Source organism: Ferrimonas gelatinilytica (assembly GCF_039544205.1).
In the GTDB taxonomy this organism is placed as follows: Bacteria; Pseudomonadota; Gammaproteobacteria; order Enterobacterales; family Shewanellaceae; genus Ferrimonas; species Ferrimonas gelatinilytica.
The window spans coordinates 1-26,903 of the sequence record NZ_BAABLF010000005.1; the positions used below are offsets into that span (position 1 = coordinate 1).

27 protein-coding genes are annotated in these 26,903 nt (G+C 59.6%); 12 read left to right on the forward strand and 15 right to left on the reverse strand.

Annotation, left to right across the window (positions count from 1 at the left end; translation table 11 throughout):
- The first annotated feature begins 424 nt into the window (after positions 1 to 424).
- The 9 genes from ABD997_RS02370 (at position 425) to ABD997_RS02410 (ending at position 8,939) form a co-directional block, all read left to right on the forward strand.
- Positions 425 to 919, forward strand: coding sequence for a glutathione S-transferase family protein (locus tag ABD997_RS02370; protein WP_345315416.1), 495 nt, complete (start codon positions 425 to 427; stop codon positions 917 to 919).
- Between the two features lie 147 nt (positions 920 to 1,066).
- Positions 1,067 to 1,336 (forward strand): hypothetical protein, encoded by a 270-nt coding sequence (locus ABD997_RS02375; RefSeq protein WP_345315417.1) that lies wholly within the window; start codon positions 1,067 to 1,069, stop codon positions 1,334 to 1,336.
- Positions 1,337 to 1,643: 307 nt separating this feature from the next.
- A complete protein-coding gene (locus ABD997_RS02380; RefSeq protein ID WP_345315418.1) occupies positions 1,644 to 2,450 on the forward strand; it encodes a phosphate ABC transporter substrate-binding protein in 807 nt (268 codons plus the stop codon).
- A gap of 95 nt (positions 2,451 to 2,545) precedes the next feature.
- Positions 2,546 to 3,460 carry a phosphate ABC transporter permease subunit PstC gene (gene pstC, locus ABD997_RS02385; protein ID WP_345315419.1) on the forward strand — a complete coding sequence of 305 codons (915 nt, stop codon included), beginning with the start codon at positions 2,546 to 2,548 and terminating at the stop codon, positions 3,458 to 3,460.
- 2 nt (positions 3,461 to 3,462) lie between these two features.
- Positions 3,463 to 4,308 carry a phosphate ABC transporter permease PstA gene (gene pstA / locus ABD997_RS02390; RefSeq protein ID WP_345315420.1) on the forward strand — a complete coding sequence of 282 codons (846 nt, stop codon included), beginning with the start codon at positions 3,463 to 3,465 and terminating at the stop codon, positions 4,306 to 4,308.
- A 23-nt stretch (positions 4,309 to 4,331) separates the two neighbouring features.
- Positions 4,332 to 5,081: a phosphate ABC transporter ATP-binding protein PstB gene (gene pstB / locus ABD997_RS02395; protein ID WP_345315421.1), complete on the forward strand. Its 750-nt coding sequence runs from the start codon at positions 4,332 to 4,334 to the stop codon at positions 5,079 to 5,081.
- 308 nt (positions 5,082 to 5,389) lie between these two features.
- Complete coding sequence (locus tag ABD997_RS02400) at positions 5,390 to 6,553, forward strand: dicarboxylate/amino acid:cation symporter (RefSeq protein ID WP_345315422.1); 1,164 nt, start codon at positions 5,390 to 5,392, stop codon at positions 6,551 to 6,553.
- Between the two features lie 216 nt (positions 6,554 to 6,769).
- Positions 6,770 to 7,399 (forward strand): YchE family NAAT transporter, encoded by a 630-nt coding sequence (locus tag ABD997_RS02405; RefSeq protein ID WP_345315423.1) that lies wholly within the window; start codon positions 6,770 to 6,772, stop codon positions 7,397 to 7,399.
- A 160-nt stretch (positions 7,400 to 7,559) separates the two neighbouring features.
- Positions 7,560 to 8,939, forward strand: coding sequence for an FAD-binding oxidoreductase (locus ABD997_RS02410; RefSeq protein WP_345315424.1), 1,380 nt, complete (start codon positions 7,560 to 7,562; stop codon positions 8,937 to 8,939).
- A 57-nt stretch (positions 8,940 to 8,996) separates the two neighbouring features.
- On the opposite strand, the gene ABD997_RS02415 is transcribed toward ABD997_RS02410, so the two are convergent.
- The 9 genes from ABD997_RS02415 to ABD997_RS02455 form a co-directional block, all read right to left on the reverse strand.
- Positions 8,997 to 9,224 carry a hypothetical protein gene (locus ABD997_RS02415; protein WP_345315425.1) on the reverse strand — a complete coding sequence of 76 codons (228 nt, stop codon included), beginning with the start codon at positions 9,222 to 9,224 and terminating at the stop codon, positions 8,997 to 8,999.
- Between the two features lie 173 nt (positions 9,225 to 9,397).
- Entirely contained in the window at positions 9,398 to 10,768 is a 1,371-nt protein-coding gene (locus ABD997_RS02420; protein WP_345315426.1) for a DUF4397 domain-containing protein, read from the reverse strand.
- A 66-nt stretch (positions 10,769 to 10,834) separates the two neighbouring features.
- Positions 10,835 to 12,169, reverse strand: coding sequence for an anti-phage deoxyguanosine triphosphatase (locus ABD997_RS02425; RefSeq protein ID WP_345315427.1), 1,335 nt, complete (start codon positions 12,167 to 12,169; stop codon positions 10,835 to 10,837).
- 10 nt (positions 12,170 to 12,179) lie between these two features.
- The gene (yfbR, locus tag ABD997_RS02430) at positions 12,180 to 12,791 is read right to left on the reverse strand and encodes a 5'-deoxynucleotidase (protein WP_345315428.1); all 612 of its coding nucleotides are present in this window, start codon (positions 12,789 to 12,791) and stop codon (positions 12,180 to 12,182) included.
- A 43-nt stretch (positions 12,792 to 12,834) separates the two neighbouring features.
- A complete protein-coding gene (locus ABD997_RS02435) occupies positions 12,835 to 14,049 on the reverse strand; it encodes a pyridoxal phosphate-dependent aminotransferase (protein WP_345315429.1) in 1,215 nt (404 codons plus the stop codon).
- A gap of 204 nt (positions 14,050 to 14,253) precedes the next feature.
- Positions 14,254 to 14,775, reverse strand: coding sequence for a flavodoxin FldA (gene fldA, locus ABD997_RS02440; protein ID WP_345315430.1), 522 nt, complete (start codon positions 14,773 to 14,775; stop codon positions 14,254 to 14,256).
- A gap of 46 nt (positions 14,776 to 14,821) precedes the next feature.
- Positions 14,822 to 15,100, reverse strand: coding sequence for a LexA regulated protein (gene ybfE / locus ABD997_RS02445; protein WP_345315431.1), 279 nt, complete (start codon positions 15,098 to 15,100; stop codon positions 14,822 to 14,824).
- A gap of 16 nt (positions 15,101 to 15,116) precedes the next feature.
- Complete coding sequence (locus ABD997_RS02450) at positions 15,117 to 15,332, reverse strand: DUF2788 domain-containing protein (protein WP_345315432.1); 216 nt, start codon at positions 15,330 to 15,332, stop codon at positions 15,117 to 15,119.
- 33 nt (positions 15,333 to 15,365) lie between these two features.
- Positions 15,366 to 16,163, reverse strand: coding sequence for an alpha/beta fold hydrolase (locus ABD997_RS02455; protein WP_345315433.1), 798 nt, complete (start codon positions 16,161 to 16,163; stop codon positions 15,366 to 15,368).
- A 148-nt stretch (positions 16,164 to 16,311) separates the two neighbouring features.
- On the opposite strand from ABD997_RS02455, the gene seqA reads away from it, so the two are divergent.
- The gene (seqA, locus tag ABD997_RS02460; protein WP_345315434.1) at positions 16,312 to 16,881 is read left to right on the forward strand and encodes a replication initiation negative regulator SeqA; all 570 of its coding nucleotides are present in this window, start codon (positions 16,312 to 16,314) and stop codon (positions 16,879 to 16,881) included.
- A 37-nt stretch (positions 16,882 to 16,918) separates the two neighbouring features.
- Complete coding sequence (gene pgm, locus ABD997_RS02465; RefSeq protein ID WP_345315435.1) at positions 16,919 to 18,556, forward strand: phosphoglucomutase (alpha-D-glucose-1,6-bisphosphate-dependent); 1,638 nt, start codon at positions 16,919 to 16,921, stop codon at positions 18,554 to 18,556.
- A 60-nt stretch (positions 18,557 to 18,616) separates the two neighbouring features.
- Here the strand turns inward: pgm and ABD997_RS02470 are convergent, their stop codons facing one another.
- Complete coding sequence (locus tag ABD997_RS02470) at positions 18,617 to 18,997, reverse strand: MaoP family protein (RefSeq protein ID WP_345315436.1); 381 nt, start codon at positions 18,995 to 18,997, stop codon at positions 18,617 to 18,619.
- Positions 18,998 to 19,260: 263 nt separating this feature from the next.
- Here ABD997_RS02470 and ABD997_RS02475 point away from each other — a divergent pair, with 263 nt between their 5' ends.
- The gene (locus ABD997_RS02475; RefSeq protein WP_345315437.1) at positions 19,261 to 20,838 is read left to right on the forward strand and encodes an MltF family protein; all 1,578 of its coding nucleotides are present in this window, start codon (positions 19,261 to 19,263) and stop codon (positions 20,836 to 20,838) included.
- Here ABD997_RS02475 and ABD997_RS02480 read toward each other — a convergent pair.
- Genes ABD997_RS02480 through ABD997_RS02500 form a run of 5 tightly spaced genes read right to left on the reverse strand, consistent with a single transcriptional unit; the run spans position 20,759 to position 26,841 of the window.
- A complete protein-coding gene (locus ABD997_RS02480; RefSeq protein ID WP_345315438.1) occupies positions 20,759 to 22,777 on the reverse strand; it encodes a transglutaminase TgpA family protein in 2,019 nt (672 codons plus the stop codon). The genes ABD997_RS02475 and ABD997_RS02480 overlap by 80 nt on opposite strands.
- Positions 22,774 to 23,736, reverse strand: a complete 963-nt coding sequence (locus ABD997_RS02485; protein ID WP_345315439.1) for a DUF58 domain-containing protein — start codon at positions 23,734 to 23,736, stop codon at positions 22,774 to 22,776. The genes ABD997_RS02480 and ABD997_RS02485 overlap by 4 nt, the downstream gene beginning before the upstream one ends.
- Positions 23,733 to 24,644 carry an AAA family ATPase gene (locus tag ABD997_RS02490; RefSeq protein WP_345315440.1) on the reverse strand — a complete coding sequence of 304 codons (912 nt, stop codon included), beginning with the start codon at positions 24,642 to 24,644 and terminating at the stop codon, positions 23,733 to 23,735. Before ABD997_RS02490 ends, ABD997_RS02485 begins: the two co-directional genes overlap by 4 nt.
- A 35-nt stretch (positions 24,645 to 24,679) precedes the next feature.
- Positions 24,680 to 25,477: a slipin family protein gene (locus tag ABD997_RS02495; RefSeq protein ID WP_345315441.1), complete on the reverse strand. Its 798-nt coding sequence runs from the start codon at positions 25,475 to 25,477 to the stop codon at positions 24,680 to 24,682.
- Positions 25,474 to 26,841 carry an NfeD family protein gene (locus ABD997_RS02500; RefSeq protein ID WP_345315442.1) on the reverse strand — a complete coding sequence of 456 codons (1,368 nt, stop codon included), beginning with the start codon at positions 26,839 to 26,841 and terminating at the stop codon, positions 25,474 to 25,476. Before ABD997_RS02500 ends, ABD997_RS02495 begins: the two co-directional genes overlap by 4 nt.
- Positions 26,842 to 26,903: the final 62 nt, after the last annotated feature.

The following is a 26,903-nucleotide window of genomic DNA, read 5'->3' on the forward strand; positions in this document are numbered from 1 at the left end:
CACTCCGCCATTATTTCGATAAACCCAGCCTAGCGGCTGGGTTTTTTCGTTTGGGCGTATGAGTGCTCGAATGGTTCGGTGTTTTGTGAGGCCGCGCTTCGTGAGTGTGTGTTGCGAACAACACTTCCCTGAGGCAGCCGCTTCGGCGTTGCGGGGAAGGGGCTCTGCGCCGGCTCCGCCATGCTTTTTAGAACGCCTCATCCTTGGATGAGGCGTTTTTTGTTGTGGTCCGTAAATTGTGCGGTTGGGTGAATGGGAGCGTCCTAATTGATGACTCAGGTTGTTCCGCCACCCCGAAAATAGGGCTGCAGGTTTTAACGCGCTCAGTTTCATCAGGCACCCACGTTTTTGTACAGCCTGCGCTCCATAATGCCCGAAGCTCATCGCGGCTAAACTTGCGAACAGTCGGAGAGGAGGTGGAACTATGTTGCCGATCAGCCTGCATGGACGGATTACCGATCATCGTGTCTCTGCGCTGGCGCTTTGCTGTGAGGAGAAGGGCGTTGGCTATTGCCTGTTAGACGACTCAATTACCGAGAGTAAAACGGGACGACCCTTGCTCACTCATCAAGGGCAGAGCCTAACGGAGCCACTTGCGGCGCTTTACTACCTAAATGAGGGGATGCCGGGGCCGGATCTGATGCCTGACTCCCCCTGGTCAAGGGCATTGGTGCTTCAATTGTGTCAGCGTCTGCTTGCTTCGCATCCCCCTGAGGCAAGTGAGATACCCGAGTGGTGCACTTTGCCACTGCCGAGTGAGGTCGGCTTTGTTGTTGATGACCACCTGACCCTGGCAGATCTATCTCTTTTCGCCTGGAGCACGGCTTGCGGTATCACGGTATTGGAGGGGCCAATGGATCTGTGGTGGGCGGCGATGCGGCAACGCGAGAGTGTAAAGGCGATCTGGGGGCCCAATTGAGGCAGCGGATACACTTTTTCTTCGTTGGGTCAGGTACACTAGTGGCAGCTTGGTAAGGGGAAGTGCATGCTGCTTAAGGTTTTGTTTACACTAGCGTTGATCGCGTCTGTGCTTTGGTTCGTGCGTCGACGCCAAGGTAATAGCTTGGTGACCAGCCCGACTCCGGCCTTCGGGAACGGACGCTTCGTCTCGTTGATCGTAGGGGTTTTTGTCACCGCGGTGGTGGCAATGATCGGGTATCGTGTTTACGATGCCCAACAGCGTATCCGGGTGGTGGTTGTGGCTCCTAATGGGGATACCCAAAGCTACATCGTGAAAAAAGGTGACATCGACCGGCGCCGATTCGTAACGGAAGCGGGATTGGAGATCCAACTTGGTGCCGAAGACCGCCTCGAGCTGCGGCCCGTAGACCCCTGAGCCGAATGGCACCTTTACTGGTCTCCATCACCCCGACATCTTTTCTCCCCCCTTTTTTAGCTTGGTCTGTCCGCTGTGTTCCTTTGGCGTCAGCCCATCGTCGTGTTTTTTCATCTCTCACTCGTCATTGCCTCCACTTGATGGCCTTTTTGTCGCCTTAAAGAGCCGCATCAGTGTGTTCCTTACTCGTTGGGGACGCTGACACATTACTGGCATTAAAGTGAAATACCCCTGTCATCTCATCTTGGCCTAATGGCGTCGTCCCCCGGAAAGGGCGACAAAAACAAGGACAATTTGGGGTTTACCAATGAAAAAATTTGCTGCCGGTGCACTGGCACTGATCTCCGCCTTCAGTGTGAGTGCCGCTGAAACCATTACCGTCTCAGGTTCCAACTCCATGACCAGCCTGATGGAGGTGTTGGCGGAAACCTACACCAAGAAAACCGGGTACTTTGTTGAGGTTCAAGGGCCTGGCTCTTCCGCTGGTATTCGTGCAGCGAACCAGGGCACCTCTCACATCGGTATGGCCTCCCGTGCGGTTGCTGATAGTGAGATCGAAGCTGGCGTTGAGCGAATCACCATCGCCAATGACGGGATCGCTGTTGTCGTTCACCCGAGCAATAAAGTTGAAAACCTGACTACTGAGCAAGTCTCCGCCATCTACCGCGGTGAAATCAAAAACTGGGGTGAAGTCGGTGGGGAAAAAGGCCCGATCGTTGCGGTGACTCGTGATACCGCTTCCGGCACCCGTGCCGGTTTCGAGGATGTGCTGGGTCTTAAACAGAAGATTAACGGCATCAAGGTTTCTGCTATCTCCCCTCGTACCCAAGTGGCCAACGGTAACGGTATGGTGAAAACCACCGCCGGGCAAAACCCGAACGCCATCGGTTACATCTCCCTGGGTACCGTTGACAACACCGTCAAGGCTCTGGATATCAATGGTGTCGATGCTCTCGTCGGTAATGTCCAAAGCGGCAGATACCCAGTAGCTCGCTCATTCGTGCTGATGACCGGCCCGACTACGCCTGAGTACGCTAAGGCCTTCATCGACTGGATCCTGTCTGACGAAGGTCAGTCCATCGTAGCCAAGAAAGGCTACGTACCGGCGAAGTAAGCTGACGGCTCAATCGCAAGATTGAGCAAAATAATGGACAGGCTGTGGCAGGGGTGCCGCAGCCTGTTTGCGGGTTTAGTAGGGTTTAGAGTTTTATGTCAATTGTGAACGTCATTGTGCAGGCTGAGTCGACCGCAGAAGCACTGAAAAGTTCGCGTCGTCGTGATGTCATCGAACACGCGTTTCATGCACTGTTTATGCTCAGTGCGTTTATCGGTGTGCTGTCCGTCATTACCATCGGCTTCTTCCTGGTCAAGGAGAGTGCTCCTGCCTTTGCTGAAGCCGGTGTGGGTGGCATGGTCTTTGGCACTCATTGGTTGCCGCCAGCGTTGTATGGCCTGGCACCGATGATCGTCGGCTCCCTGATGGCGACTGCCGTCGCCGTTGTCTTGGGGGTGCCGGTTGGGATCCTCACCGCCATCTTCCTGGCTGAAATCGCGCCCGAGCGGGTGGTTAAGATCATACGCCCGGCCATCGAGCTGCTGGCTGGGATCCCCTCGGTTGTATATGGCTTTTTCGGCTTGGTGGTAATCGTCCCGTTGATCGAGCAGGTATTCGGTGTCGCCTCTGGGGCCAGCATTCTGGCTGGCGCAATCGTACTGGCCATTATGATCCTGCCGACGGTGATCGCAGTAACTGAAACCTCGTTGCGTGCGGTACCGAAGCAATATAAAGAGGGCTCTTTGGCACTGGGCGCGTCCAAGATCTACACCATCTTCAATGTGCTTATTCCCGCCGCACGCTCTGGCATTCTAACCGGTGTGATCCTCGGTATGGCCCGAGCCATTGGCGAGACAATGGCGATCATCATGGTGATGGGCAACACCCCGGCAATGCCTCAAGGGATCTTGGATTCGGCTATCACCTTGACCGCGAACATTGCCCTGGAGATGTCCTACGCCACCGGCGTTCATGCCAGCGCCCTTTACGCCTCTGGCGTTGTTCTGCTGGTCTTTGTGATGCTGCTCAACGGTACTTTGATGTACCTCAACCGTGAGAAGGCGAAATAACCATGTTCACCAACGACATCAAAGATAGGGTTCTCACCGGCATGATCTGGTCCTCCGCTGTGCTGACCATGGCCTTTCTCGCTTGGATCCTGTTCTACATCGTCAGCAACGGCCTCGCCTACGTGGACTGGAGTTTCATTACCGACAACTACACCCGTACCGGTGACGAGGAGGGGATTTGGCCGATGATCGTGGCCACCCTGTATATGGTGCTGCTGTCCATCGCCATCGCGGCCCCCGTGGGGATCATGACCGCCATCTACATGACGGAGTACGCCAGGCCCGGAAGCAAGATCGTCAAGTTGGTGCGTTTTTGCACCGAAGCCTTGGCAGGGATCCCCTCCATTGTGTACGGCCTGTTCGGCATGACCTTCTTCGTAGTGGCCCTGGGCCTGGGCTTCTCTGTTTTGTCCGGTGGCTTGACCCTGGCGATCCTGATCTTGCCGGTGATTATCCGCACCACAGAAGAAGCGATCATCGCCGTACCCATCTCTTACCGTGAAGCCTCCTTTGGCCTGGGTGCCTCACGCTTATACACCATACGTCGGGTGATCCTGCCCGCAGCCATGCCGGGGATCGTCACCTCGTTGATCCTTTCTATCGGTCGTATCGTTGGCGAGTCCGCCCCGGTATTTCTGACCGCCGGTATGGTTGCGCGGATCCCGGAGTCGGTGTTTGACTCCGGGCGAACCCTGACCGTGCACCTATATATGTTGACCACCGAGCTGTATACCCAGCACGACTGGAATATGGCCTTTGCGACGGCCACCGTGCTGGTTCTCGTGGTCCTTGGGATCAATCTGACCACCAAGTTCATCTCCAACAAATTCAGTAAAGCGACTTACTAAGCAGGCTTTTGCGGTAAATGATTATGAACACTTTTGAAATTAACGATCTGGACCTCTACTACGGCGACACCCAAGCGCTGAAATCCATCGAATTGGTGATTCCGCGCAACCAGGTGACTGCCTTTATCGGCCCCTCTGGCTGTGGTAAGTCGACGCTGCTACGCACGCTTAACCGAATGAATGATCTGATTGCCGGAGTGAAGATCAGCGGTGAGGTTAAGATGGACGGTGCGGATATCTACGCTGATGTGGATGTGCGCAAACTGCGGATGCGTTGTGGCATGGTGTTTCAGAAAGCCAACCCCTTCCCCATGAGCATCTACGAGAACGTAGCCTATGGGCAGAAAGCGCAGGGGTTGAAGGACAAGTTCCAACTCGACAGCATTGTGGAGGAGGCGCTGCGTAAGGCTGCGCTCTGGGAAGAAGTGAAGGATCGCCTGCACAGCCACGCCTTCGGCCTCTCCGGTGGTCAGCAACAAAGGTTGTGCATCGCCCGGACCATCGCCATGCGGCCGGACGTGATCCTGATGGATGAACCGACCTCCGCGCTGGACCCCATTGCCACCGCCCGTATCGAGGAGTTGATGGAAGATCTGCGTCGAGACTTTACCGTGGTGATCGTGACTCACTCCATGGCACAGGCCCGGCGGATCGCCGATAAGACCGCGTTCTTCCTGATGGGGGAACTGGTTGAGCACGGTGACACTGAGCAGATCTTCAATGCGCCGCAGGATAAACGTACCCACGGTTACATTACCGGAGACTTCGGTTAAACCCACCCGCAAGTCAAAGCACTCTTCGGAGTGCTTTTTTTGTGCCCGGTGTCAGCCGTTATTGAAGGGCTGCCTATAGGAACGCGGGCGGTGCCCTTACGGATGAGATGCGGGCGGGAATGCACAAAGGTTTCGTGAGTGTGAAGCGGATGCTGCTTCAGTGTTGGTGTTTATTGTCGGCGTTGGTCTGCATCTATTTTATTTATCAACTTAATGTTCTGTGAGGCTGGTCTCGTGTAGCGGAATTACGTAGTATCCCTCGGGCAAGAGTACCAATAAAAACAATATGCTCTCAGAAGGAATCTGTTATGAAACTGATTGTTCGACTCTTGGTTGGAATCTTGGTTGGCCTCCTGGCCGGTCTCTATGCACCGGATCTCTTGGTGCGATTGCTGCTGACGGTGAAGATGGCCCTTGGCCAGCTCATCAGCTTTGTCATTCCACTTATCATTCTCTTTTTTATCGCCTCGGGGATCGCCAACCTCAAAGCCAATGGTGGCCGGTTGTTGGGACGTACCCTCTCCATCGCCTATGGGTCAACCTTGCTGGCCGGCGTTCTGGCCTACCTGGTGGCTTCGATCCTGGTACCGGCCCTGGTGGAATCCCGGCCGCTGCAAGAGGTGGCAGGAAACAGTCTCACCCCCTTTGTTGTGATTGAAGTGCCTGCGCTGTTTGGCGTGATGAGTGCCCTGGCCGCTGCTTTCATTATCGGTCTTGGGATCTCGGTAACCGGGGCGACCAACCTGAAGAAGGTTGTGGACGAGGGTAAGGGGATCATTGATGTTGTGCTGGCCAAGGTGATTATCCCTGTCCTGCCGATCTACATCGCCGGTGTCTTCGCGGGCTTCGGTGCCGATGGTTCCGTATTTGAGACCCTGAAGACCTTTGGTATCGTGCTGGTACTGGCCATCCTGATGCACTGGTTCTACATCAGCTTGCTCTACATCCTGACCGGCCTGCGCAACGGCCGCTCGCCATGGGCCCTGATCCGCACCATGCTGCCGGCTTATGTCACGGCCCTCGGCACCATGTCCAGTGCGGCGACCATTCCGGTGACCCTTCGCCAGGCCAAGGCGAATGGGGTTAACACTGAAGTGGCGAACTTCTCCATTCCGCTGTTTGCTTCTATCCACCTGGCGGGCTCCACCATCACCCTGACAACCTGCTCCATCGCCGTCATGCAGATGATGCCGGATATGGGCATTCCAGGCCTGATGGAGATGCTGCCCTTCATCATGATGCTGGGTGTCGTGATGATCGCCGCACCGGGCGCGCCGGGTGGCGCAGTGATGTCTGCGTTGGGTCTGCTCACGGCGATGCTCGGATTTGGTGAAGCCGCCGTTGCCCTGATGATCGCCCTCTATATGGCGCAGGACAGTTTTGGTACGGCGTGTAACATCACCTGTGATGGGGCGCTCTCGATGTGGGTGGATGGCGCTGAAACGACCGAGGCGGTTCAAGCCAAGGCTTAATCGAGTAAATCTCATGTTATCAACGGCCTGCCATATGCAGGCCGTTTTATTTTTAGGCACTATACTTCATTCGTGTCCGCCCTTGGTGCAGTGAGCTAGCATTAGGATTTCTAATCCATCGCGGGCTCGGAATCAGGAAAAATTTCATTATTCCGTGACCGGGAATTACCGTAAAGTACGCCTGAATTTTTGACCCACTATCGAGGCAAATGTGCTGTGGATCTGACCCTATACCTCCAGTTTTTCTTGGGCTTGGTAGCAATCGTAAACCCCATCGGCTTGTTGCCGGTCTTCGTCAGTCTTACCAGTCACCAGAGTGATGCCGAGCGGCAACGCACCAATGCGGTGGCGAACTTTGCGGTGCTGGTGATCCTGATTGTGACCCTGCTGGCAGGCAATCATATCCTCGATATGTTCAGCATCTCCCTGCCGGCATTCCGTATCGCCGGGGGCACCCTGATTGTGGTGATTGCGATGTCGATGCTGCAGGGGAAGTTGGGCGAGGTGAAACATAACAAGGCGGAAGACCGCGAAGCCGCGGTGAAAGAGTCCGTGGCGGTGGTGCCGTTAGCACTGCCTCTGATGGCAGGCCCCGGGGCGATCAGCTCGGTGATCGTTTACGGTGCCGAGTACACCGGGGTGGTGAACCTGATGGGCATGATCGCGGCCATCCTGACCTTCGCGTTGATGAGCTGGGGGATCTTTCGGCTGGCCCCGGCAATCTTCCGCCTGCTGGGACAGACCGGCATCAACGTCATCACCCGGATCATGGGTCTGTTGATGCTCTCCATCGGCATCGAGGTGGTCGCAGCCGGGATCAAGGGACTCTTCCCGACCCTGGTGTAGAGGGAGTTTCCCACAGCTTGAAAAACCGGAGTCTTGGGCTCCGGTTTTTTTGTGTTTGCGCGTCGGCACAGAGCCGGGCGCGGAATGCCACCTTTATGGCAGTGTGCCACCTTGCGGGAGGCGATACTGACCGAACAGCGATCACCTGGGACTTAAAATCATGGAACAAAGGGATAGGGATCTTATCGCCCAGATTGAGGCGATTGTCGGGCCCAAGGGACTCTTACTGGGTCGGGATGTCACCGCCCGACCACACCTCAGCTGGGGACGGGGCCAGTGTCCCGCCAAGGCGATTGTCCGGCCCGGCAGTACCTCGGAGCTGTCACAGGTGATGGCTCTGTGTCATCGGTGGGGGCAGAGCGTGGTGCCCTGGGGCGGCATGTCAGGGCTGGTCAACGGGGCCCAGTGTGAGGCCGGGGATCTGGCCCTGTCGCTGGAGCGGATGAACAGGATCGAGCAGCTGGAGAGTGATGCGGGGGTGATGACGGTCCAGGCCGGCGCGGTACTGCAACAGGTGCAACAGGCGGCGGAGGAGGCGGGCTGGCAGTTTGCCGTCGATCTGGGGGCGCGGGGTAGCGCCCAGATCGGGGGCATGGTGGCCACCAATGCTGGGGGCAACAGCGTGGTTCGCTACGGCATGATGCGAGAACAGGTGCTGGGTCTGGAGGTGGTCCTGGCCGATGGTACCGTGCTCTCCTCCCTCAACGAGATGCTGAAGAACAACGCCGGTTATGATCTCAAGCAGATGTTTATCGGCAGTGAGGGCACCCTGGGGATCGTCACCCGGGCGGTGTTGCGACTGCGTCCCCGCTGCAGCTCGGTGCAGACCGCGCTGGTGGCACTGAGCCGGTTCGAGGATGTGGTTACGCTGCTTCGGCGTCTGGGGGGCGAGCTGGATGGTAAACTCACCGCCTTCGAGGTGATGTGGCAGAGTCATTACCACTGCCTGGTTGCCGAACTGGCCAAACATCCGGCGTTCCTGCCGACCGAGTATCCCTTTTATGTGCTGGTCGAGGCCAGCGGCAGCGATCCCAAGCGGGATGAGGCGCACTTCATGACCTTGCTGGAGTCCTTGCTGTCGTCGGGCACGATCCTGGATGCGGTGATCGCCCACGCCAGTGAGCAAGCGGCTCAGTTGTGGGCCCTGCGGGATGATGCAGAGAGTCTGATCAAGCACCTCGGTCCGGTGGCCGTGTTTGATATCAGCTTGCCGATCCGAACGATGGAGGCGTACATCACTCAGTTGGAACAGCGGCTGGCGGAGGATTATCCCGCGTCCCGTCTTATCACCTTTGGTCACCTTGGTGATGGCAACCTGCACCTGGGGATCGGGCCGGTTGAGGATAAAACGGGGGTCGAGTCCCTGGTCTACCGGAGCTTGTCAGAGGTGAACGGCTCCATCTCGGCGGAGCACGGCATCGGGCTGGAGAAAAAACCCTATCTGCATCGTTCGCGCAGTGAGGTGGAGATCCAACTGATGAAGAAGTTGAAGGCACTGCTGGATCCCAAGGGCGTCCTCAACCCCGGTAAGATCTTCTGAGCGCTTTTGCGTAAAAAGGCACCCTTGGTGGGTGCCTTTTTTTCACGCTCTCGAAGGTTAGGCGAGCCCAGAGTGCAGGGCTGCCTGGATCAGCGGGGCCAACAGCATGATGATGACGATGGCTACGCAGGTAAAGCGCACCCAATGGTCCTGCAGCTCATTGAGCCGCTCCTCCCGCTCACGTCCGTCAATGGTACTGTCCCCCTCAGCCTGGTGATATCGGTACCACCAGTAGAGATTGCCCGCCACCATGATCAGCAGGGCAATAAGTAAACGTGACTCCATCGCCTCTCTCCCTGAGTTGAACTTCACCTAAAAGATACACCAAGTTAACAAGCTGGTGGGCAATGCAGGCGCAGGTGGAAGCGTTGTCGCCAGGGGGATACTTGGCCTCTGTCCTGATGGCAAAAAAGGCGCTGACTTTCGTCAGCGCCTGGGTCTTCCTGAGGATTAAGTTTTTACTGCTGAGCGATGAAGTCATCCAGGAGAATGACGCCCAGGGGCAACCCACCCCCGACTTCATCTCGAGCGACGGCGGTGTAGAGCTTGCCGGCTTCCAGTTCCAGCATCAGCGGACCGATGGCACCCTCTTTGGTTCCCGTCGGGGCAACCGTAACGTAGTAGGTGCCTGCGGGCAGTGCCACACGTCCGGTTTCCGCGCCGATGGGAACGGCGGTGAAGGCTGGCTCCTCGTCACTGATGTCGTTGTCGGCGCCAACATAGATGTCCACCTCACCGGCAGTGGGCGAGGCATGGATCAGGCGCAGGCCCACCTCGGTAGCGATGCGGCGGCGATCATCGGTCAGCACCAGGGGCGCAATGTTGGCCACCTCGTTGATGGCGAGCACGGTGTAGGCGGTGTTCTTTACCAGCTCCACATCGGCATCGATGACATAGGTACCCGGGGCAGCGGAAGGTTCCACCTTCACGTTGTGGGCACCTTCAGCCAAACCTAGGTAGCCACTGGCTGCAGGGAAGGGCACGTCGGTCAGGGCAACCGCGTCATCCACCAAAACGTTCACCGCCGGGGCATCGGGCGAGGCGTGAACGACACGAACCTCGCTGCCGGACTTGACATCACTCACCAGGGCAACGCCCTCGCTGGACCAGGCCACTACGTTGATGGGTGAGGCGCCGGTCAGGGTGTTGTTGATGGCAACAAGCATCAGGTCGGTTCCGGCCTCGAGAGTGAGAGCCCCGGTATCGAATACGGGCTCTTTGCTGTCGGGCAGGGTGACCCGCACCTGGTAATCCCCGGAAGCTACCTCAATCAGGTCGCTGCTGGCTTTAAAGGGTACTGCCGCCAGGGCCGGGTCCATCATGCTGATGTCATCGCCGGGTGCAGTGAGATAGATATCAACGGCAGGGGCGTCCGGGCTGGCATGCAGCACCTGGAGGCGAATATTACCGGCGCCAAAGTCCGCCTTGGGTCGGGAAAGGATGAGCGGCTCGAGGGTGCCATCGCCAGCCTTGCCGACCGCGACCACAGAGTACTCGGTGTCGGCATCAATCGGGATGGAGGCGGGACCGACCACCGTGGTGGTGTCACCACCGGGAAGAATCGCATCGACCGCAATCTCATAGCTGTCTTCTTCAAGCGCGATGAAGCCACTGCCAACGGCGTAATCCACGGCTTCGAGTGCGGCGGCGCCATTTACCATGACGTTAACTTTCGGCGCATCCGGGGAGGCGTGGAGCACACGAACATAGCCCGTTCCCGGAGATGGGGTGGGCGGAGTGGTAATTACGACATCATCATCACTGTCGCTGCAGGCGGTGATTGCCAAGGAGGCAAAAGCTACTGCGACCAGTCTCTTAGCTGCGTTCATAGTGGTTCTCCATTAGGGTTTCGGAGAGGTTGAACGTGGCCTTTTGCGACATGGATCACATAAAAATCACAATCTTGACTGCAGCTCGAACAGGTTACCGCTGCCGGCGCCGAAGAGGTTGCCATGCAGGCGGGCGGCGAAGTCATCGGTGAGCCCGGAGATGTAATCGGCGATGACCCGGTTGCCCGAGGCGCCCTCGGCCACGTGCTGCTGCCAAAGTGTCGCCGTTGGTCGCGGTAGCAGCCGTTTGGGATCGGAACCAAAGGCCTCGAACAGCTCCATGACGATCTGCTGTCCCTTGAACTCCAGCAGTTGCACCTCCGGTTTCTGCACCACGTTTCGCAACACAAACCCTTTGAGCACCTTCAGCAGCACCCGGTAGTCATCGTCAAGGACCGCCCGCTGAGCCAGCAGTGGCGCACTCAGCCCCGGTTGTGGCTTGAGGGTGACGGCGCAGACCAGGCCGTTGACCAGGGTTCCGATCGCCTCTTTACGACGATACTGCTGGGGGCAGAACAGATCCCGGCTGAGCCGCTCAAGGGTCGGCGGGTCGAAGGGGCCGCGGGACTCGAGCTCGGTGACCACCTCCTCCTGCCAGAGGTCCGGCTGGAGGATCCCGAGCACGATGGCGTCTTCAAGATCGTGCACCGAGTAGGCGATGTCATCCGCCAGCTCCATGATGGAGCAGTCCAGAGAACGGTAACGAGCTCGGCGGTGGCCATTCTCTCCCGGGTGTTGACTGATGCTCTGGAACAGGGCTTTTTGTTCAGCTTCCAGGGGCGCTAGCACCCAATCGAGGATGTCGCTGTCTTCGTCAAACACCGCCTTGGCCGGCAGCCAGTCACTGGCCTTGAGCTGGCGGAAGTTGGCCGGTAGGCTGTGGCCCCCCTTGCTGGCGACCCGTCCATGCAGCACCGGATACTTGAGTACGCCCAGCAGGGTACGCCGCGTCAGGTCCATGCCGTAATCCTGGGTGTAGGGCTCCAACTGGGTCAGGATCCGGAACGTTTGCCCGTTGCCTTCGAAGCCCCCGTGCTCCCGCATCATGAAGTTGAGCGCCACTTCCCCGCCGTGACCAAAGGGGGGGTGGCCGATATCGTGGGCCAGGCAGAGCGCTTCGATCAGCGGGTCATCCAGCAGCGGGGCCACTTCCGGGTGCTTATCCCGCAACTGCGCGTTGAGCCCGGTGCCGATCTGCGCCGCTTCGATGGAGTGAGTGAGCCGGGTGCGGTAGAAGTCGTTCATCCCGACGCCGAGCACTTGGGTTTTCGACTGCAGGCGGCGAAAGGCTGCGGAGTGGAGCACCCGCCCCTTGTCCCTCTGGAACGGGGAGCGGCGGTCATCCTGGCGCTGGGTGCCACCGAAGCGCCGTTGCTGCCAAAGTGGATCGGTACTGATCATCCCTGCCTCCTTACGCTCTATGGCCGGTCTCTGCCAGGCTGTCCAGGGTCGAACCACAGGATGCCAGGAACACATCGAGAAAGTAGTCCACTTCCGGCTGCTGTCGTAACTGTGCGAGCCGGGGTTCCAGCTTCTCCACCACGTGACGAAACTCGTGGTTATGGTGGGCGAGCTCATCCATCGCCTTCAGGTAGGCGCAGATCACGTCAGCGGCCTTCACCACCTCGGCATAGGCCGGTGGCACTTCGCTCTGTACCAGCAGGGGCGCAAAGACCGACTGCAGCTCCGTTGGCAGGCTGGCCAGGCACTGCTGCTCCGCCGCCGCTTCCAGCTGTTTGAACTCCCGGGTCAGATCGGGATTGGAGTATTTCACCGGGCTGACGATGTCGCCGAGCCAGGTTTCTGAGCACTCGTGGTAGAGGGCGATGGTGGCGGCGCGCTCCGGCACCAGATCGCCGCCGAATTTCTGGTTTTTGATTACCGCCAGCAGGTGGGCAACGATAGCGACCTGATGGCTGTGTTCGGCCACGTTCTCCGATTTGACGCAGTACATCAGTGACCAGCGCCGGATCAGCGGCATTCGAAACAGCCAGGCGAGGAACGGGCTTGAAGGGGTATCCATGAAACCTCCTACATGGGTATTGAGGGGCGCTGGCGCCCGCAAGTCACTGGCGGTAACGGCTGAGGAAAGCGTCAAACTTGTCCATCGCCTTGTTGAGATCCTCGATGTGGGGCAGGAACACCACCCGCACGTGATCCGGCTCCGGCCAGTTGAAGGCGGTGCCTTGAACCAGCAAGATCTTCTCCTGCATCAGCAGGTCCAGCACCAGCTTCTGATCGTCCACCAGGTTGAACTTATTGATGTCGAGTTTGGGGAAGGCGTACATCGCCCCCTTGGGTTTGTAGCAGGAGACGCCGTCGATGGCATTGAGCCGCTCCACCACCAGGTCCCGCTGTTGACACAGCCGCCCGCTGGGCAGCAGCAGCTCGTTGATCGACTGGTAGCCGCCGAGGGCGGTCTGGATACAGTGCTGCATCGGTACGTTGGCACACAGGCGCATGGAGGCGAGCATCTCCAACCCCTCGATGTAGCCCTTGGCATGGTTACGATTACCGGACAGCATCATCCAGCCGGAACGGAAACCCGCCGCCCGGTAAGCCTTGGAGAGGCCGTTGAAGGTGATGATAAAGAGGTCATCCGCCAGTGAGGCGGTGGGGATGTGGCGCACCCCATCAAAGAGCACCTTATCGTAGATCTCATCGGAGAAGACGATCAGGTTGTGCTCCCGGGCGATCTGCAACAGCGCCAGTAGCATGGCGCGGCTGTAGACGGCGCCGGTGGGATTATTGGGGTTGATGATCACCAGGCCACGGGTTTTGGGCGTAATTTTGCGGCGGATGTCCTCCAGGTCCGGCATCCAGTCCGATTGTTCGTCACAGAGATAGTGACGGGCAACCCCGCCGCCCAAGTTGACTGCGGCGGTCCAGAGGGGGTAATCCGGCGCTGGCACCAGTATCTCATCGTCATTGTTCAGCAGGCCCTGCATCGCCATCACGATCAGCTCTGAGACCCCGTTACCGATGTAGATATCATCCACATCGACGTCGCGTAACCCATAGGGCTGGTAGTGCTGCATCACCGCCTTGCGCGCCGAGAACAGTCCCTTGGAGTCGCAGTAACCCTGGCTTTCCGGGATGTTGTGGATCATATCCCGGATGATCTCCTCCGGAGCATCGAAGCCAAAGGGCGCAGGGTTGCCGATGTTGAGCTTGAGAACCCGGTGCCCCTCCTCCTCCAGCCGCTTTGCCTCACGAGCCACCGGACCACGGATGTCGTAACACACGGTGTTGAGCTTGCTGGATTTGTTGATGGCGACCATGGCGTCCCTTACTGCTTGATATAAAAAAGAGAAGAATACCACCTTAGCCAAAAGCCGGGGGGCAGGGAAGGGGCTTGAGGTGGGATTGCGCGGTGTGGGGGGCACTCAACAGCCACGCGACATCGCGTTGGCACTTTTTGAGCTGGGTAAAAACAAAACAGGCTCCCCGTGGGGAGCCTGTTTCTCAGTGCGGGGTCGAAGGGGTTAACCCAGTTCGGCCAGGCACATCTCGTCGTAGATCTGTTTGACCCAGGCGTCGACACGGGCTTCGGTGAGCTCCGGTTGGCGGTCTTCATCGATGCCCAGCCCGATGAAGGTGTTGTCGTCCACCAGGGCCTTGGACGCTTCAAACTCGTAGCCTTCGGTGGAGGTGTGGCCGACGATGATGGCGCCGCGATCCCGCACGATGTCGCCCACCTGACCCATGGCATCGAGGAAGTACTCGGCGTAATCTTCCTGGTCACCGCAGCCGAAGATCGCCACCAGTTTGTCGTTGAAATCCAGTTGTTCCAACTCGGGGAAAAAGTCATCCCAGTCGCACTGGGCTTCACCGTAGTACCAGGTCGGGATGCCGAAAATCAGCAGGCTGAACTCGTCGATCTCCTCTTTACTGCTCTTGGCGATGTCTTTCACCTCGACCAGTCCACCAAGTTTCTTCTGGATCATCTTGGCAACGGCTTCGGTATTACCGGTGTCGCTGCCGAAGAACAGACCTACGCTTGCCATTCGTATACCTATGTTCTGTTAGAGAAAGCCGTGCTTACTAGGCACGTTAGGAGTCGAGATCAAACTGCGCCAGCAGGATCGACTCTATCAATTGACTGCGGGTGATATTACTGTCCAGGGCGCGGTCATTCAAGGCATTGTAGAGCCGTTCTGAGACCTTAAACTCAATACGCTTAAGCCCCTTGGACTTGTCCCGACGGATCTGGTTGCGCTTGTTGACACGCAACTGTTCCTCTCGGGGCAGGGGATTGGTTCTCGGACGGCCACGGCGCTTATCCGTGGCAAACATGTCCAGGGTGGTTCTGTCGGATTTTTCGATAGCCATGTGCGTAACGGTGGGCTCAGGCCTGGCCTTCCCAAAATAGTTGGATAACGCCTTTGGCGATGAAGCCGGCACAGCCTAAAAACAGTACTAACCAAACGATAAAGCGCCCAAAGGGGGGCACGTTACCCTGCTTGAGAACGTCCCTGATTGACATGCCGATAAGAAAAAAGATGGCCGCAAAAAACAGGTTGAGCCCTAGGGCTTCGAGCTGTTCAAAATGGCTGTTCAACATGCTTCAACCTTCCTGGCACCAATGGGGCGCGCACTATACCACAGCCGTTTGGGTGTCGCCATGTGGATGATGGGCACGGAAAAATTCAGCGGCAAGGCGGTTGAACTGGACCGGTTTCTGAGCGTGCAGCCAGTGGCCGGCGCCGAGCAAAATCTTCATCTGCGCCTCAGGAAAGCGGGCCTGAATATCATCTCGGTGGCGCGATTGAAGGTAGTCTGAGTAGCCCCCTTTGAGAAACATCACCGGGCCCAAATAGGGCGGTGCCTCGGGGATCGCATCGATCAGGCTGGGATAGGCATCGATGATCGCATCTAGGTTCAGGCGCCAGTAAAATCCGCCCGCCTCCAGAGGACGCAGATTTTTGACCAGGAAGGCGGCAGTGGGCAGATCGATGCCCGCTTGCGCCAGCTGTTGCTGGGCCTGTTGGCGGTTGTTCAGTGTCGCCGGCTCAAGTTGGCGCAGGGCAGTGAAGACGGTGTCGTGGCGTCTCGGGTAGGCGCCCGGGGCGATGTCCGCCACCAGCAGGCCCCAGCAGTGCTCGGGATGGGCCTGGGCATAGGCCATGGCCACCTTGCCACCGAGACTGTGGCCCAGCAGTGCCCAGCGTGAAATCGACAGCTGCCGGCGCAGCCGTTCGAGATCCTCGGCCATCTCCGGAAAGCTCATGGTCGCTTCGGGCGGGTTGCCCCCGTGGTTACGCAGGGAGAGGCGCAGGGTCTGGAACCCCTGTTCACGCAGGGCACGGGCACAGCCGGCGAGGTTGTCCAGGTCACCAAAAAGTCCGTGGATTAGCACGATCACCGGTCCGCTGCCCTCTAACTGGTATTGCATCAGCTACTCCCCCTGTTGCCTGCCGTTTCTGCGATGGGCGGCCATTGTCGCTGGCGGATCCGCTCCTTGGCAAGTTTTGACATGGTGGTGTCTTGAGGCTGGCGTTATAATGGCGCTGATTTAGTACAGGAAAATCACCCGAGCCGATATGAAATACATCGAAATAGACGACGAGCTGTACCGCCACATTGCCCGTAACACGCAACATATCGGGGAAAGTGCCTCCGATATTCTTCGCCGAATGCTCGGCCTTGAGCAGTCCGCGTCAACCCAAGCGGCTCCGGTGACCATCAGCCAGCCCAGCCTGGAACGCCCCGCGGTGGAGCAACCCGCAGAACAAGAGTCGACACCGGTTGCGGTGCGCTCCTCCATGGCGGAAGCGGGGGTCTTCGAGGAGCTGCTCGATGATCCCATGCTGAATCAGCAGAAGGGGGCAGTGGGTCGGTTCCTCTACCTGCTCGATTGCCTCTACCGTCAGCATCCGAGTGCCTTCAACCGGGTGCTGGAGATCCGCGGTCGGGATCGTCTCTATTTCTCCACCGATAGGGAAGCCCTGCTCGAGGCCAGTAAAACCGCCAACCCTAAGCAGATCGGTGACAGTCCCTACTGGGTCACGGCGAATAACAACACTCGAAAAAAACAGGCCATCCTTGATGAGGTGCTGGTGCAACTCGGCTGTCCGGGCGATCTGGCCAGCCGGATCACCCAGCGGGTCTGAACGTCCAAAGACAAACTCACGTTATTAAAGGTCACCCATGAGCCTTCACCCTCGCGCAGGTACTCTCGCTCAATCTGCTGATCTGGTGGATATTCCTCACTTGATCAGCGCCTACTACACCCACTCGCCCCGGGCCGACAAGCCCGGTGAAGCGGTGAGCTTTGGTACCTCCGGCCACCGGGGCAGTGCCCTGGCCAGAAGCTTCAACGAGAGCCACATTCTCGCCATCACTCAGGCGGTGGTGGACCACCGTCGGTCGGCGGGGATCACCGGCCCCCTGTTGCTGGGTTTCGATACCCATGCCTTGAGTCAGCCGGCGTTTTACTCCGCCCTTGAGGTGCTGGCGGCGAACGGGGTGCAGGTGCGGATCCAAAAAGATCATGGCTTCCTGCCGACCCCGGTGCTCTCCTTTGGCGTGATCCGCCACAATCGGCAGCATGCGACCCAGGCGGATGGGCTGATCCTTACCCCCAGCCACAACCCACCCCAGGACGGCGGCATCAAGTACAACCCCCCCCATGGCGGACCTGCCGATACCGACGTGACGGATTTCATTGCGCAAAGAGCCAATGCCTACCTGGCTTCCGGCCTGGACGGGGTTCGACGGGTCAATCGGGATGTGGCGCAAGCCACCGGGTTGATTACCCCGGTGGATCTGATCGGCGATTACGTCGAGGCGCTTTGCGAGGTGGTGGACATGGCGGCCATTGCTCGTTCCGGGTTGAAGCTGGCGGTGGACCCCCTCGGCGGGGCTGCGGTGTCGGTATGGTCCCGGATCGCCCAGCGTTATGACCTGGATCTGACGGTCATCAATGATCGGGTCGATGCGGCGTTTGGTTTTATGGCGTTGGATCGGGATGGCAAGATCCGCATGGATTGCTCCTCCGCCTGGGCGATGGCGCCGCTGCTGGATCTCAAGTCGCGGTTTGATCTGGCGCTGGCCAACGACCCCGACGCTGACCGTCACGGCATCGTTTGCCGCGATGGTGGCCTGATGGATCCCAACCACTACCTGGCGGTGGCCATCGATTATCTGCTGGCCCACCGTCCACATTGGCCCTCCGAGAGTGCTATCGGTAAGACCCTGGTTTCCAGCGCGATGATCGATAAGGTGGTCGCCAAGCACCAACGGCCTCTGATGGAGGTGCCGGTGGGCTTTAAATGGTTCGTACCTGGTATGGCCAGCGGTGAACTCGCCTTTGGCGGAGAGGAGAGTGCCGGTGCCAGTTTCCTGGACTTCAACGGCGAAGCCTTCTCCACCGACAAGGACGGTTTTATCCTGTGCTTGCTGGCAGCGGAGATCCAGGCGGTAACGGGGCAATCACCCGCTGCACGCTACCAGGCTCTGGAAGCGGCGTTTGGCCAGCATCACTATCGCCGTGTGGATGCGCCTGCCAACGACAAAGTGCGCGCGGCGCTCAAGGCACTGAAGCCTGAGGACCTGGACTCCGGCACCCTCGCCGGTGAGCCGATCAGCGCGACGCTGACATCGGCACCGGGCAATGGCGCGCCCATCGGTGGGTTGAAGGTGGTGACTGAGCACGGGTGGTTTGCTGCCCGCCCCTCCGGCACTGAGCCCATCTATAAGATCTATGCGGAGAGTAGTCTTACTCCAGATCACCTGGCGCAACTGCTTGAGGATGCTCAGGCGTTGATCAGCTCAATCACGCGTTGACTGCCTAGGTGATAAAAAACGGGTGCCCTCGGGCACCCGTTGTTGTTTCAGCTTCAGCGATCAATCTTCATCGTCCAGCAACTCGATATCATCGTCATCGGAGCCGGCACTGGTGCTATGGCTGGTAAAGGGCCTTGAGGTCAGCGTGTAGCTGCGCCGCTGCAGGGTTTTCTGGTACTTCATCCAGACCTTTTCGTGAGGCGTTTCGGCCTCCGCCAAGCCGTGTGCGACCTGAACGAAGTGGCGCTCCTCCTCGTTCACCGGCTGACGGGCACCGGTGGAGAGCGCCTGGTAAGCCTCACCGAACTGTTCCAGACGTTGGGCTTCGCTGATGGTAAAGCTGCCGCTGCGGGAGAGTCCGCGCGGATAGCGAGGGTCGTTGAAGAGACCATGAGCATGGAAACTTTCAAAGTTTGATGTGGTTGCAGTCGCAGTAGTCACGGAGTCGCTCCTGAGTCGTGGGCGTTTTCGCGTAATATAGGCCAGCTTTCTTTTCAGAGATAAAAAATTATATTGGCCTCGACAACAAAAATATTTAATCCACATTTGGTCGGATCTGGCATGGCTCGGTTCTTGTGATTGCCCATGCAGCGCATCTCTGTGGGCGGTCGACAGGAGGGACCCATTGAGGCCCTGGGGTCTACACTGAACCCCATGAATCGCTCACTAATGCTGCGGTGGTGATAACTGCGGCTGGAGTCTCCATGACGCGTTCCGTTTTCTTAATACTGCTCCTATCGATGTTGGTGGTCGCCTGCTCTCCAGCCCCCCCCGAGAAGGGCGCCGAGGCCACCCCGGACGAGCTGCCGGCGGAGCAGTCGGTGCCAGCGAGTAAACCCGGGGGTGCGAAACGTCATGTTTACCGGGATGTCTGGCCGGTCCTGTCCAAGCCCAAGGGGGGTGACCTGCCTCAGATGCTGGAGCGGGGCGAGATACGCCTGCTGACCAGTTTTACCCTCGGCTGGTTCTACATCGATGGCGGCCAACCTTCGGGGATCACCTATGAAAGTTCCCGCCTGCTTGAGCGTTTTGTTCGTCAAACGTACGGCGATAAGGCGGACCACCTCAAGGTGACGGTGATCCCGGTCCGGCGCGATCAACTGATCTCCCACCTGCTGGCGGGCCACGGCGACCTGATTTTTGCCAACTTGACCATCACCCCCCAGCGGGCTGAGCAGGTACATTTTTCCCGTCCCGTGGTCGATGACGTGAGGGAGCTCGTGGTGACCAGCGACAGCATACCGCGGGCGCAACGCCTGTCGGATCTGGTCGGGACGCCGATTGTGGTCAGAGAGGAGTCCAGCTACTTCCAGAGCCTTGAGGCGATCAATGCCCAACGCCGGAGCAATGGTCGGGATCTTTTGACGGCAGAGTTGGCGGATCCCCGGCTAGAGGATGAGGATCTCCTCGAGATGGTCGCCTCTGGGATCATCACGGCCACCGTCGTGGATGACCATAAGCTGTCCGCCTGGTTAGAGGTGCTGCCCAATCTTCGTGCTCATGAAGCGGTTCCGCTGCGGGAAAATGGCCAGCTGGCGGTGGCGATGCGACCGGACAGTCCGGAGCTAGAAGCCTTGATCAATGACTATATCGCTGCTTACCCGGTGGGCGGCAAGACGGCCAACCTGGTGATCCAGCGTTACCTTGAGAGTCACCGCTGGATCACCCGGGTGATGCAGGAGGAACCCTTTGAAAATGCGGACACCCTGATCCCCCTGTTCAAAAAGTATGGCGAGCGCTACCAGTTTGACTGGGTGCTGCTGATGGCGTTTGCTTTCCAGGAGTCCCGGTTTGATACCGGTGCCCGCAGTTCGGTGGGTGCGGTGGGGGTGATGCAGGTGATGCCGGATACTGCCCGGGATAGGCGCATCAACATTGATGACATCGACCAGGATGAGAACAATATCCACGCCGGTACCAAGTACCTGGCCCTGTTGCGGGATACCTACTTCGATGAACCCGGGTTGTCGGAGTTTAACCGGATGATCTTTGCAATGGCCGCTTACAATGCTGGCCCCAATCGTCTCAACCGCATGCGACGTGAAGCAGAGCGGCGGGGATTGGATCCCGATGTCTGGTTTGGCAACGTCGAGCATGTGGCCGCCGCACAGATCGGCAGCGAGACGGTCAACTACGTGGCCAATATCTATCGCTACTTCGTCAGTTACAAACGGGTGATCTCGGAGCAGAAGGATAGGGAGATCATTCGGGACCGGCTGGAGCAGGCTTCCGGCGACGCAGAGCCCGGTGAAATCGCCGACGATGGTGTCGAAACGCCTTAAGCTGCTGCTCTACATCACCCTTATCGTCGGTGCTATCGGTTTCATATCGCAGTGATACAAAAGCCTGGCAAAGCGGTGCCAGCGCCGCTGCCAGCTCGGGATGGCCTCGACGCAGCCGTGCCAGGTGCGTCAGCGGCCCCTCGCCGGGCAGGATCCCGGCGCCGAGCCGTTCAAGGCGTTTAAGCGTTTGCCGATAGAGTCGAACCGGGGTTTCAACCCGGGGCGGGCGCTGACGCCACAGGGTTAACGCTAACTGACCCAGTGCCAGCAGAACCAGCGCGGCAAGGATCACACCCACCCCTTTGAGCAGTGACAAGCCGCCCAGCCAGCGCTGCCACAGCGCCAGCTGGCGGTGCTCATCAAAGCCCATGACCCATTGACTCCACTGGTAATCCAGTTGTGCCAGCCAACCCCGTATCTGAACGGACCAGGCACTGCCTCGCCCACTCAGCCAGGCGTCCTCTGAAAGCAGGTGCGCCTCCTCCCCCAGAGCCGCCTCCGGCCCCTGTTCGATCCGCGCCGGGGCGACGGCGGCGGTGGGGTCGATCCGCTGCCAGCCGGTTTGCTCCAGGTAGACTTCGGTCCAGGCGTGGGCGTTGAATTGATACACAGAGAGCAGCTGACCGCTGGGGCTGAGCTCGCCGCCCTGGTACCCGCTGACCATGCGTGCCGGGATCCCGGCCGCGCGGGCAACGAACACCATTGCCGAGGCGTAGTGGGCACAGAATCCGGCCTGATGGTCAAACAGGAAGCCGTCGATGGGATCTGGCCCCAGGGCAGGGGGCTTCAAGGTGTACCGAAACGGTGCCTGTGAAAACGGCGCCATGATGGCGTTCAGGCGCGCATTGGCGTCGGGGTATTGATCCCTGAGCTTTTCAGCCCAGGCGCGGGCCCGGGGCTCTCCCTCCGCGGGCAGTTGCAGCAGCCGCTGTCTGGCCGCCTCGGTGAGCGGCGGTGCCTGAGCGGATGTTGATGGCCACAAAAGAGCGATGGCGGTGCGACTGTGTCGGGGCACCCGCCAGTTCAGAAGCTGATCCTCCAAGGCAATCACCTGGGGATCTTCGCTGATACTGCCTTTGAGCGATGGTAACCAAGGGTTGGGGTTCGGCTCCACCAGGAGCTGGTACGCCTGCCACGGTGTGTCTGGCCCGCCGGAGGGCCAATGTTCGAGGTCGGGGCGTGACCCGGTTCGAGGTGGCGGCGTATTGGCTTGCCAACGTGTACCGTCATAGTGCTCCAACACCAGGGCGCGCCAGTAACGTGCCTCCGGCGGCGGTGGCGGGCCGTCGAAGCGGGCGCGAAAGACGAGACGGTCGGAGCGGCTAAGCTGCGCCAGGTCGCCCAGTGCCAGGCTGTCGGAGAGTCCGGTTCGGGCCAGTGCGGGAGACTGGATCTGCCAGATGGGCGACAGTCTGGGCACCACCATGAACAGCAGCAGTGCCAGGGGCAGGCTCATCAGGATCATCACCATCGCCTGCCGGACGACCCTGAGGGGCGTATCCGGTCGGTATTGGGCCAGCAGCGGCGTGGTATTGAGCACGGTCAGCAGGATCAGTTGCAGGGCGATGGCGGGGTTGAATTGATGGATAAGCTGCATGCCGATCAGGAAGTAGCCGGTGATCACCACCACGGTAAGATCGGCCCGGGTGGTGCTCTCAATCGCCTTCAGGGCATAGGCCAGCAGCAGTAGGTTGATCAGCGCCGACATGGTCCCGAGGGATTCCATGACCCCCACCAGGGTCAGGATGGCGCCGAGACCCAGCAGGTTGATCAGAGCTCGGGGCGGACGGGCCACGCGCCCCAGGTAGATCCCGACACGCCAGAGCAGGCAAAGCGCGAAGATCCCCAGGGTCCAGGGGGGAGTGTGATGGGCCAGGGGGAGTACTACCCCAAGCTGGCTTACCAGCAACCACCCCTGGGCGGGGCGGTTGAGGGTCATGGGGCCCTCCGGTGGCGGGCCAGGGAATCCAGGCAGCGTTTCAGGTGACTGGCGCCCTGGGCCATGGGCAAGCGTGCGTCGGCCAGCGTCAGACTGTAGGGGGTACCCTGGGCTTCCAGGGTCTGAAGTTCCGCGGCCAGAGCGCTTAAGCCGGTTTCCAGCGGAACGCTCTGGGCGAGGGCCAGGTGGCAGGGCTGCCCCTGGGGCGAACAAAACGCCTTGCTCTGCATCTGCCCGGTCTGCGCCAGCTGTTTCCAGGCGATGCGGCTGCGTCCATGGCCAGGCTGCCAACGCGCCAAGCCATGAAAGTCTTCCAATCCGGGCTGGGAATGCCGGCTGTGCTCTGTCTGGCCCTGCAGCTTAGTCTCCTTTCGCACGGTACCCGGTACCGCTCGGGGCCACACCAGGGCACTCTGAGTCAGATCCAGGTGGGACCAGACCCGACAGAGCCCCAAGGGGTAGCGACTTTCAATGCGGATCCGCCCGGGACGCAACACGCCACGCCGTTGGGTCGGGTGCAGCAGTTGCAGCTTGGAGGCCTCCGGGCGCACCCGCTCCAGGCGCCGGGCGGGACCCTCTGCGTATCTCAGGCTGATCTGGTAAAGAGGACGGGGCGCGCTGACGCTCAGGTCAAAGGGGACCGGGGACCCCGCATGGCGGTGATGGCCATCGCCTGCGGCCAGCGTCAGTCCCGCAAGGTTACGAAATGCCAGCAGCAGGGCGGTGTTGAACAGACTTAGGAGCAGGAAGGCCAGGATCAGGACCAGGTTGTTTTGGTAGTTGGTGCCGAGCAGAAAAAGCATCAGCGCCATCGCCAGGAACCCCATCCCGCCTTTGGTCGGCAGGATAAAGATGCTGCGGTGGCTGAGGGTCTGCCGTGGTGAGGGCGGCAATCTTCGCCGCAGCCAGCGCAGGTAAAGGCGTTGCCCGAGACCGCTTGTTGGCGGGTTGGTACTCATTGAATGGGGTTGATCTGGGCGAGGATGTGGTCGGCGTGCAGGCTGCCGTCGCTGGGCTGTCCTGCGCTGAGTCGGTGCTCGGTTACCGCTGCGAACACCGCCTGGATGTCATCGGGAACCAGGTAGTGTCGGCCGCTGAGACAGGCCCAGGCCTTAGCGGCAGCGAGCAGAGCCCGGCTGGCCCTGGGAGAGAGGGGTGCACTGCGGCGCTCCTGACGTCGCGAGTAGTGGACCAGCGCCAACAGGTAATCCAGTACCGCATCGGACACCTTCACGCTGGCGACCTCCTGCTGCAGCCGGGCCAGCTGTTGTCCCTCCAGGCAGGGGGTGAGTTCGCTGACCCGGTCCGCACGGTGATCCCCCTTGAGCAGGCGCCGCTCCGCATCCAGGCCGGGGTAACCGAGGCTGAGTCGCATCATGAAGCGATCCAGCTGCGATTCAGGGAGGGGAAAGGTGCCGGATTGTTCGCTTGGATTCTGGGTGGCGATAACGAAAAAGGGGGAGGGCAGAGGGTGGGTGGTGCCATCGACGCTGATCTGCTGCTCCGCCATCGCCTCCAGCAGGGCGCTCTGGGTCTTGGGACTGGCCCGGTTGATCTCATCGGCCAGCAGCAGCTGGCAGAAGATGGGACCGGCGTGGAAGCGAAACTGCTGCTCACCGGGATCGAAGATATTTACGCCGATAAGGTCCGTCGGCAACATGTCAGCGGTGAATTGAACCCGCTGATAGCTGAGCCCCAAGGTCCTGGCCAGAGCGGCTGAGAGGGTGGTTTTGCCCATCCCGGGCAGATCCTCCAGCAGCAGGTGGCCGCCGGCGAGCAGGCAGGCCAGGGCCAGTTGCAAAGGCTGTGGTTTGTCCAGCAGGACCTGCCCCAGTTGGTCTAACACTGCCCTGTGTTCGTTCGCCATAAAAAGTCCGCTTTAAATACATTGATTATGCACAACTATTGGTGATCTTCCGGCTTGTCGCCAGCTGGGCTTTGGGTCGCCGCTGGCGTCTTGCTGGCAAACCGGCTGATGAGGTCCATCGGGACCGGGAAGATCAGGGTGTTGGTGCGGTCGCTGGCCACCTCGGTCAGGGTCTGCAGGTAGCGCAACTGCAGGGCATTGGGCTGGCGGGCCAGCACCTCAGCGGCTTCGGAGAGCTTGCGGGAGGCTTCCAACTCGCCGGTGGCGTGGATCACTTTGGCTCGCCGCATCCGCTCCGCCTCCGCCTGCCGGGCCATCGCCCTTACCATCGACTCGGAGATATCTACATGCTTGATCTCTACGTTGGCGATCTTTATCCCCCAGTTGTCGGTATGTTGGTCCAGGATCGCCTGTAGATCCCGGTTGAGGGTTTCCCGCTCAGACAACAGTTCATCCAGCTCATGCTGACCCAGCACCGATCTCAAAGTGGTTTGGGCCAGCTGTGAGGTGGCCTCCAGATAGTTTTCGACGTTGTTAATCGCCATCTCCGGATCCAGTACCCGGAAATAGACCACCGCATTGACCCGCACCGATACGTTGTCCCGGGTGATCAGATCCTGAGTCGGGACATCCAGTACGATGGTGCGCAGGTCTACCCGAACCATCTGCTGAACCACGGGGATGATGATGATCAGCCCAGGCCCCTTGACCGCCTGGAATCGGCCGAGCATGAACACAACGCCGCGCTCATATTCGCGCAGGACCCGGAACATGCTGACCAGCAGTGCTATGACAAGGACGGCGATACTCAGCAGGGTGTATGTGGTGATCATGACTCCTCCTCGGTGGGGGCAACGTGCAGGGTGACACCGTCACGGCGGATCACGGTGACTTTTTGTTGGGGTTTGAGCGGGTCCGGGCAGTGGGCCTGCCAGATCTCGTTGGCGAAGCGGACCCGCCCGGTGCCGGGAAAGCCATCCAGCACCCAAGCCTGGCTCTGCTGGAACTGTTGGTCGCCGGTGCTGACCGGCCGTTTTCGCACCTTGAGCAACAGGCTTAGCACCAGGGTGAAGAGGCCCAAGGAGGTGATGGAGAGGGCAAGGATCAGCGGCAGGGCGATCTGATAACCGGGCAGGTCGGAATCCATCAGCAGGGTGGAGCCCAGTGCGAACGCGATGACACCACCAATCCCGAACAGCCCGAAACTGGGACTGAGGGCCTCGAGGATCATCAGGGTGATCCCCAGCAGCATCAGCCCCAATCCGGCATAGTTGATCGGCAACATCTGCAGGGCGTACATCGCCAGCAACAGGCAGATCCCCCCAAGGACGCCGGGTAGGCCGACTCCCGGATTGTAAAACTCCAGGATCAGGCCGTAGATCCCCACCAGCATCAGGATGTAGGCGACGTTGGGGTTGGTCAGCACCGCCAGCAGGCGATAGCGCCAGTCCGGTTCACGCTCGATGGTGGCACCGGTGACCTCTAACCGTTCGGTGCGGCCTTGAAGTTGAATCTCACGTCCCTGAAGCTGGCGGATCAGGTCCGCGCGATCCGTGGCGATTAGGTCGATCACCCCCTGTGCCAGTGCGTCGCTGGCCGCAAGGCTGGCGGCCTCGCTCACCGCGGTTTCCGCCCAGTCAGCGTTGCGGCCATGAAGCTCGGCGAGGGCACGGATGTAGGCGACAGCGTCATTGAGTGCTTTCTTCTCAAGGGTAGTGGTGGCCTTGACCCGCTTGTCCTCGTCGGCCTGGCCCGAGCTGGGTTGATCCGTGGTCGCATCCGGTCGCTCACTGGGCTCCTGCGCTGGCGCTGGGCCAGGTCCACCGATGGCAACAGGGCTGGCGGCACCGAGGTTGGTTCCCGGGGCCATGGCGGCAACGTGGCTGGCCATCAACAGGAAAGTGCCGGCGCTGGCCGCGCGGGCTCCAGAGGGGGTGACGTAGGTCGCCACAGGAACCGGGGACTGGGTGATCGCCTGGATCATGCTGCGCATGGCACCGTCGAGGCCGCCAGGGGTATCCAGCTCGATGATGATGACCGAGGTATCTTGCTGCTGGGCCTGCTCGAGCTCACTGACCAGGTAGTCGGCGCTGGCGGGACCGATCACTCCCTTGATGGGGATCACCCAGACATCGGCGCGAAGGCCGGACGAGAGGCCGATAAAACTGAGCAACAAGATGGTCAACGCGATGCGCATGAACGCTTCTCCATATACCCGCCTGAAGTAACTGTAGTTCAGGGGCGTGGCCCCGTTTTGGC

Bases quoted from the DNA above. Each gene is read 5' to 3' on its own strand.
- ybfE (WP_345315431.1), bottom strand. From the start codon at position 15,100: ATGGCTATCGAAAAATCCGACAGAACCACCCTGGACATGTTTGCCACG.
- ABD997_RS02435 (WP_345315429.1), bottom strand. From the start codon at position 14,049: ATGGTCGCCATCAACAAATCCAGCAAGCTCAACACCGTGTGTTACGAC.
- ABD997_RS02455 (WP_345315433.1), bottom strand. From the start codon at position 16,163: ATGCAATACCAGTTAGAGGGCAGCGGACCGGTGATCGTGCTAATCCAC.
- ABD997_RS02450 (WP_345315432.1), bottom strand. From the start codon at position 15,332: ATGTTGAACAGCCATTTTGAACAGCTCGAAGCCCTAGGGCTCAACCTG.
- pstA (WP_345315420.1), top strand. From the start codon at position 3,463: ATGTTCACCAACGACATCAAAGATAGGGTTCTCACCGGCATGATCTGG.
- pstB (WP_345315421.1), top strand. From the start codon at position 4,332: ATGAACACTTTTGAAATTAACGATCTGGACCTCTACTACGGCGACACC.
- yfbR (WP_345315428.1), bottom strand. From the start codon at position 12,791: ATGGATACCCCTTCAAGCCCGTTCCTCGCCTGGCTGTTTCGAATGCCG.
- fldA (WP_345315430.1), bottom strand. From the start codon at position 14,775: ATGGCAAGCGTAGGTCTGTTCTTCGGCAGCGACACCGGTAATACCGAA.
- ABD997_RS02495 (WP_345315441.1), bottom strand. From the start codon at position 25,477: ATGATCACCACATACACCCTGCTGAGTATCGCCGTCCTTGTCATAGCA.
- ABD997_RS02370 (WP_345315416.1), top strand. From the start codon at position 425: ATGTTGCCGATCAGCCTGCATGGACGGATTACCGATCATCGTGTCTCT.
- seqA (WP_345315434.1), top strand. From the start codon at position 16,312: ATGAAATACATCGAAATAGACGACGAGCTGTACCGCCACATTGCCCGT.
- ABD997_RS02485 (WP_345315439.1), bottom strand. From the start codon at position 23,736: ATGAGTACCAACCCGCCAACAAGCGGTCTCGGGCAACGCCTTTACCTG.
- ABD997_RS02475 (WP_345315437.1), top strand. From the start codon at position 19,261: ATGACGCGTTCCGTTTTCTTAATACTGCTCCTATCGATGTTGGTGGTC.
- ABD997_RS02480 (WP_345315438.1), bottom strand. From the start codon at position 22,777: ATGACCCTCAACCGCCCCGCCCAGGGGTGGTTGCTGGTAAGCCAGCTT.
- ABD997_RS02420 (WP_345315426.1), bottom strand. From the start codon at position 10,768: ATGAACGCAGCTAAGAGACTGGTCGCAGTAGCTTTTGCCTCCTTGGCA.
- ABD997_RS02380 (WP_345315418.1), top strand. From the start codon at position 1,644: ATGAAAAAATTTGCTGCCGGTGCACTGGCACTGATCTCCGCCTTCAGT.
- ABD997_RS02410 (WP_345315424.1), top strand. From the start codon at position 7,560: ATGGAACAAAGGGATAGGGATCTTATCGCCCAGATTGAGGCGATTGTC.
- pstC (WP_345315419.1), top strand. From the start codon at position 2,546: ATGTCAATTGTGAACGTCATTGTGCAGGCTGAGTCGACCGCAGAAGCA.
- ABD997_RS02415 (WP_345315425.1), bottom strand. From the start codon at position 9,224: ATGGAGTCACGTTTACTTATTGCCCTGCTGATCATGGTGGCGGGCAAT.
- pgm (WP_345315435.1), top strand. From the start codon at position 16,919: ATGAGCCTTCACCCTCGCGCAGGTACTCTCGCTCAATCTGCTGATCTG.
- ABD997_RS02400 (WP_345315422.1), top strand. From the start codon at position 5,390: ATGAAACTGATTGTTCGACTCTTGGTTGGAATCTTGGTTGGCCTCCTG.
- ABD997_RS02425 (WP_345315427.1), bottom strand. From the start codon at position 12,169: ATGATCAGTACCGATCCACTTTGGCAGCAACGGCGCTTCGGTGGCACC.
- ABD997_RS02490 (WP_345315440.1), bottom strand. From the start codon at position 24,644: ATGGCGAACGAACACAGGGCAGTGTTAGACCAACTGGGGCAGGTCCTG.
- ABD997_RS02500 (WP_345315442.1), bottom strand. From the start codon at position 26,841: ATGCGCATCGCGTTGACCATCTTGTTGCTCAGTTTTATCGGCCTCTCG.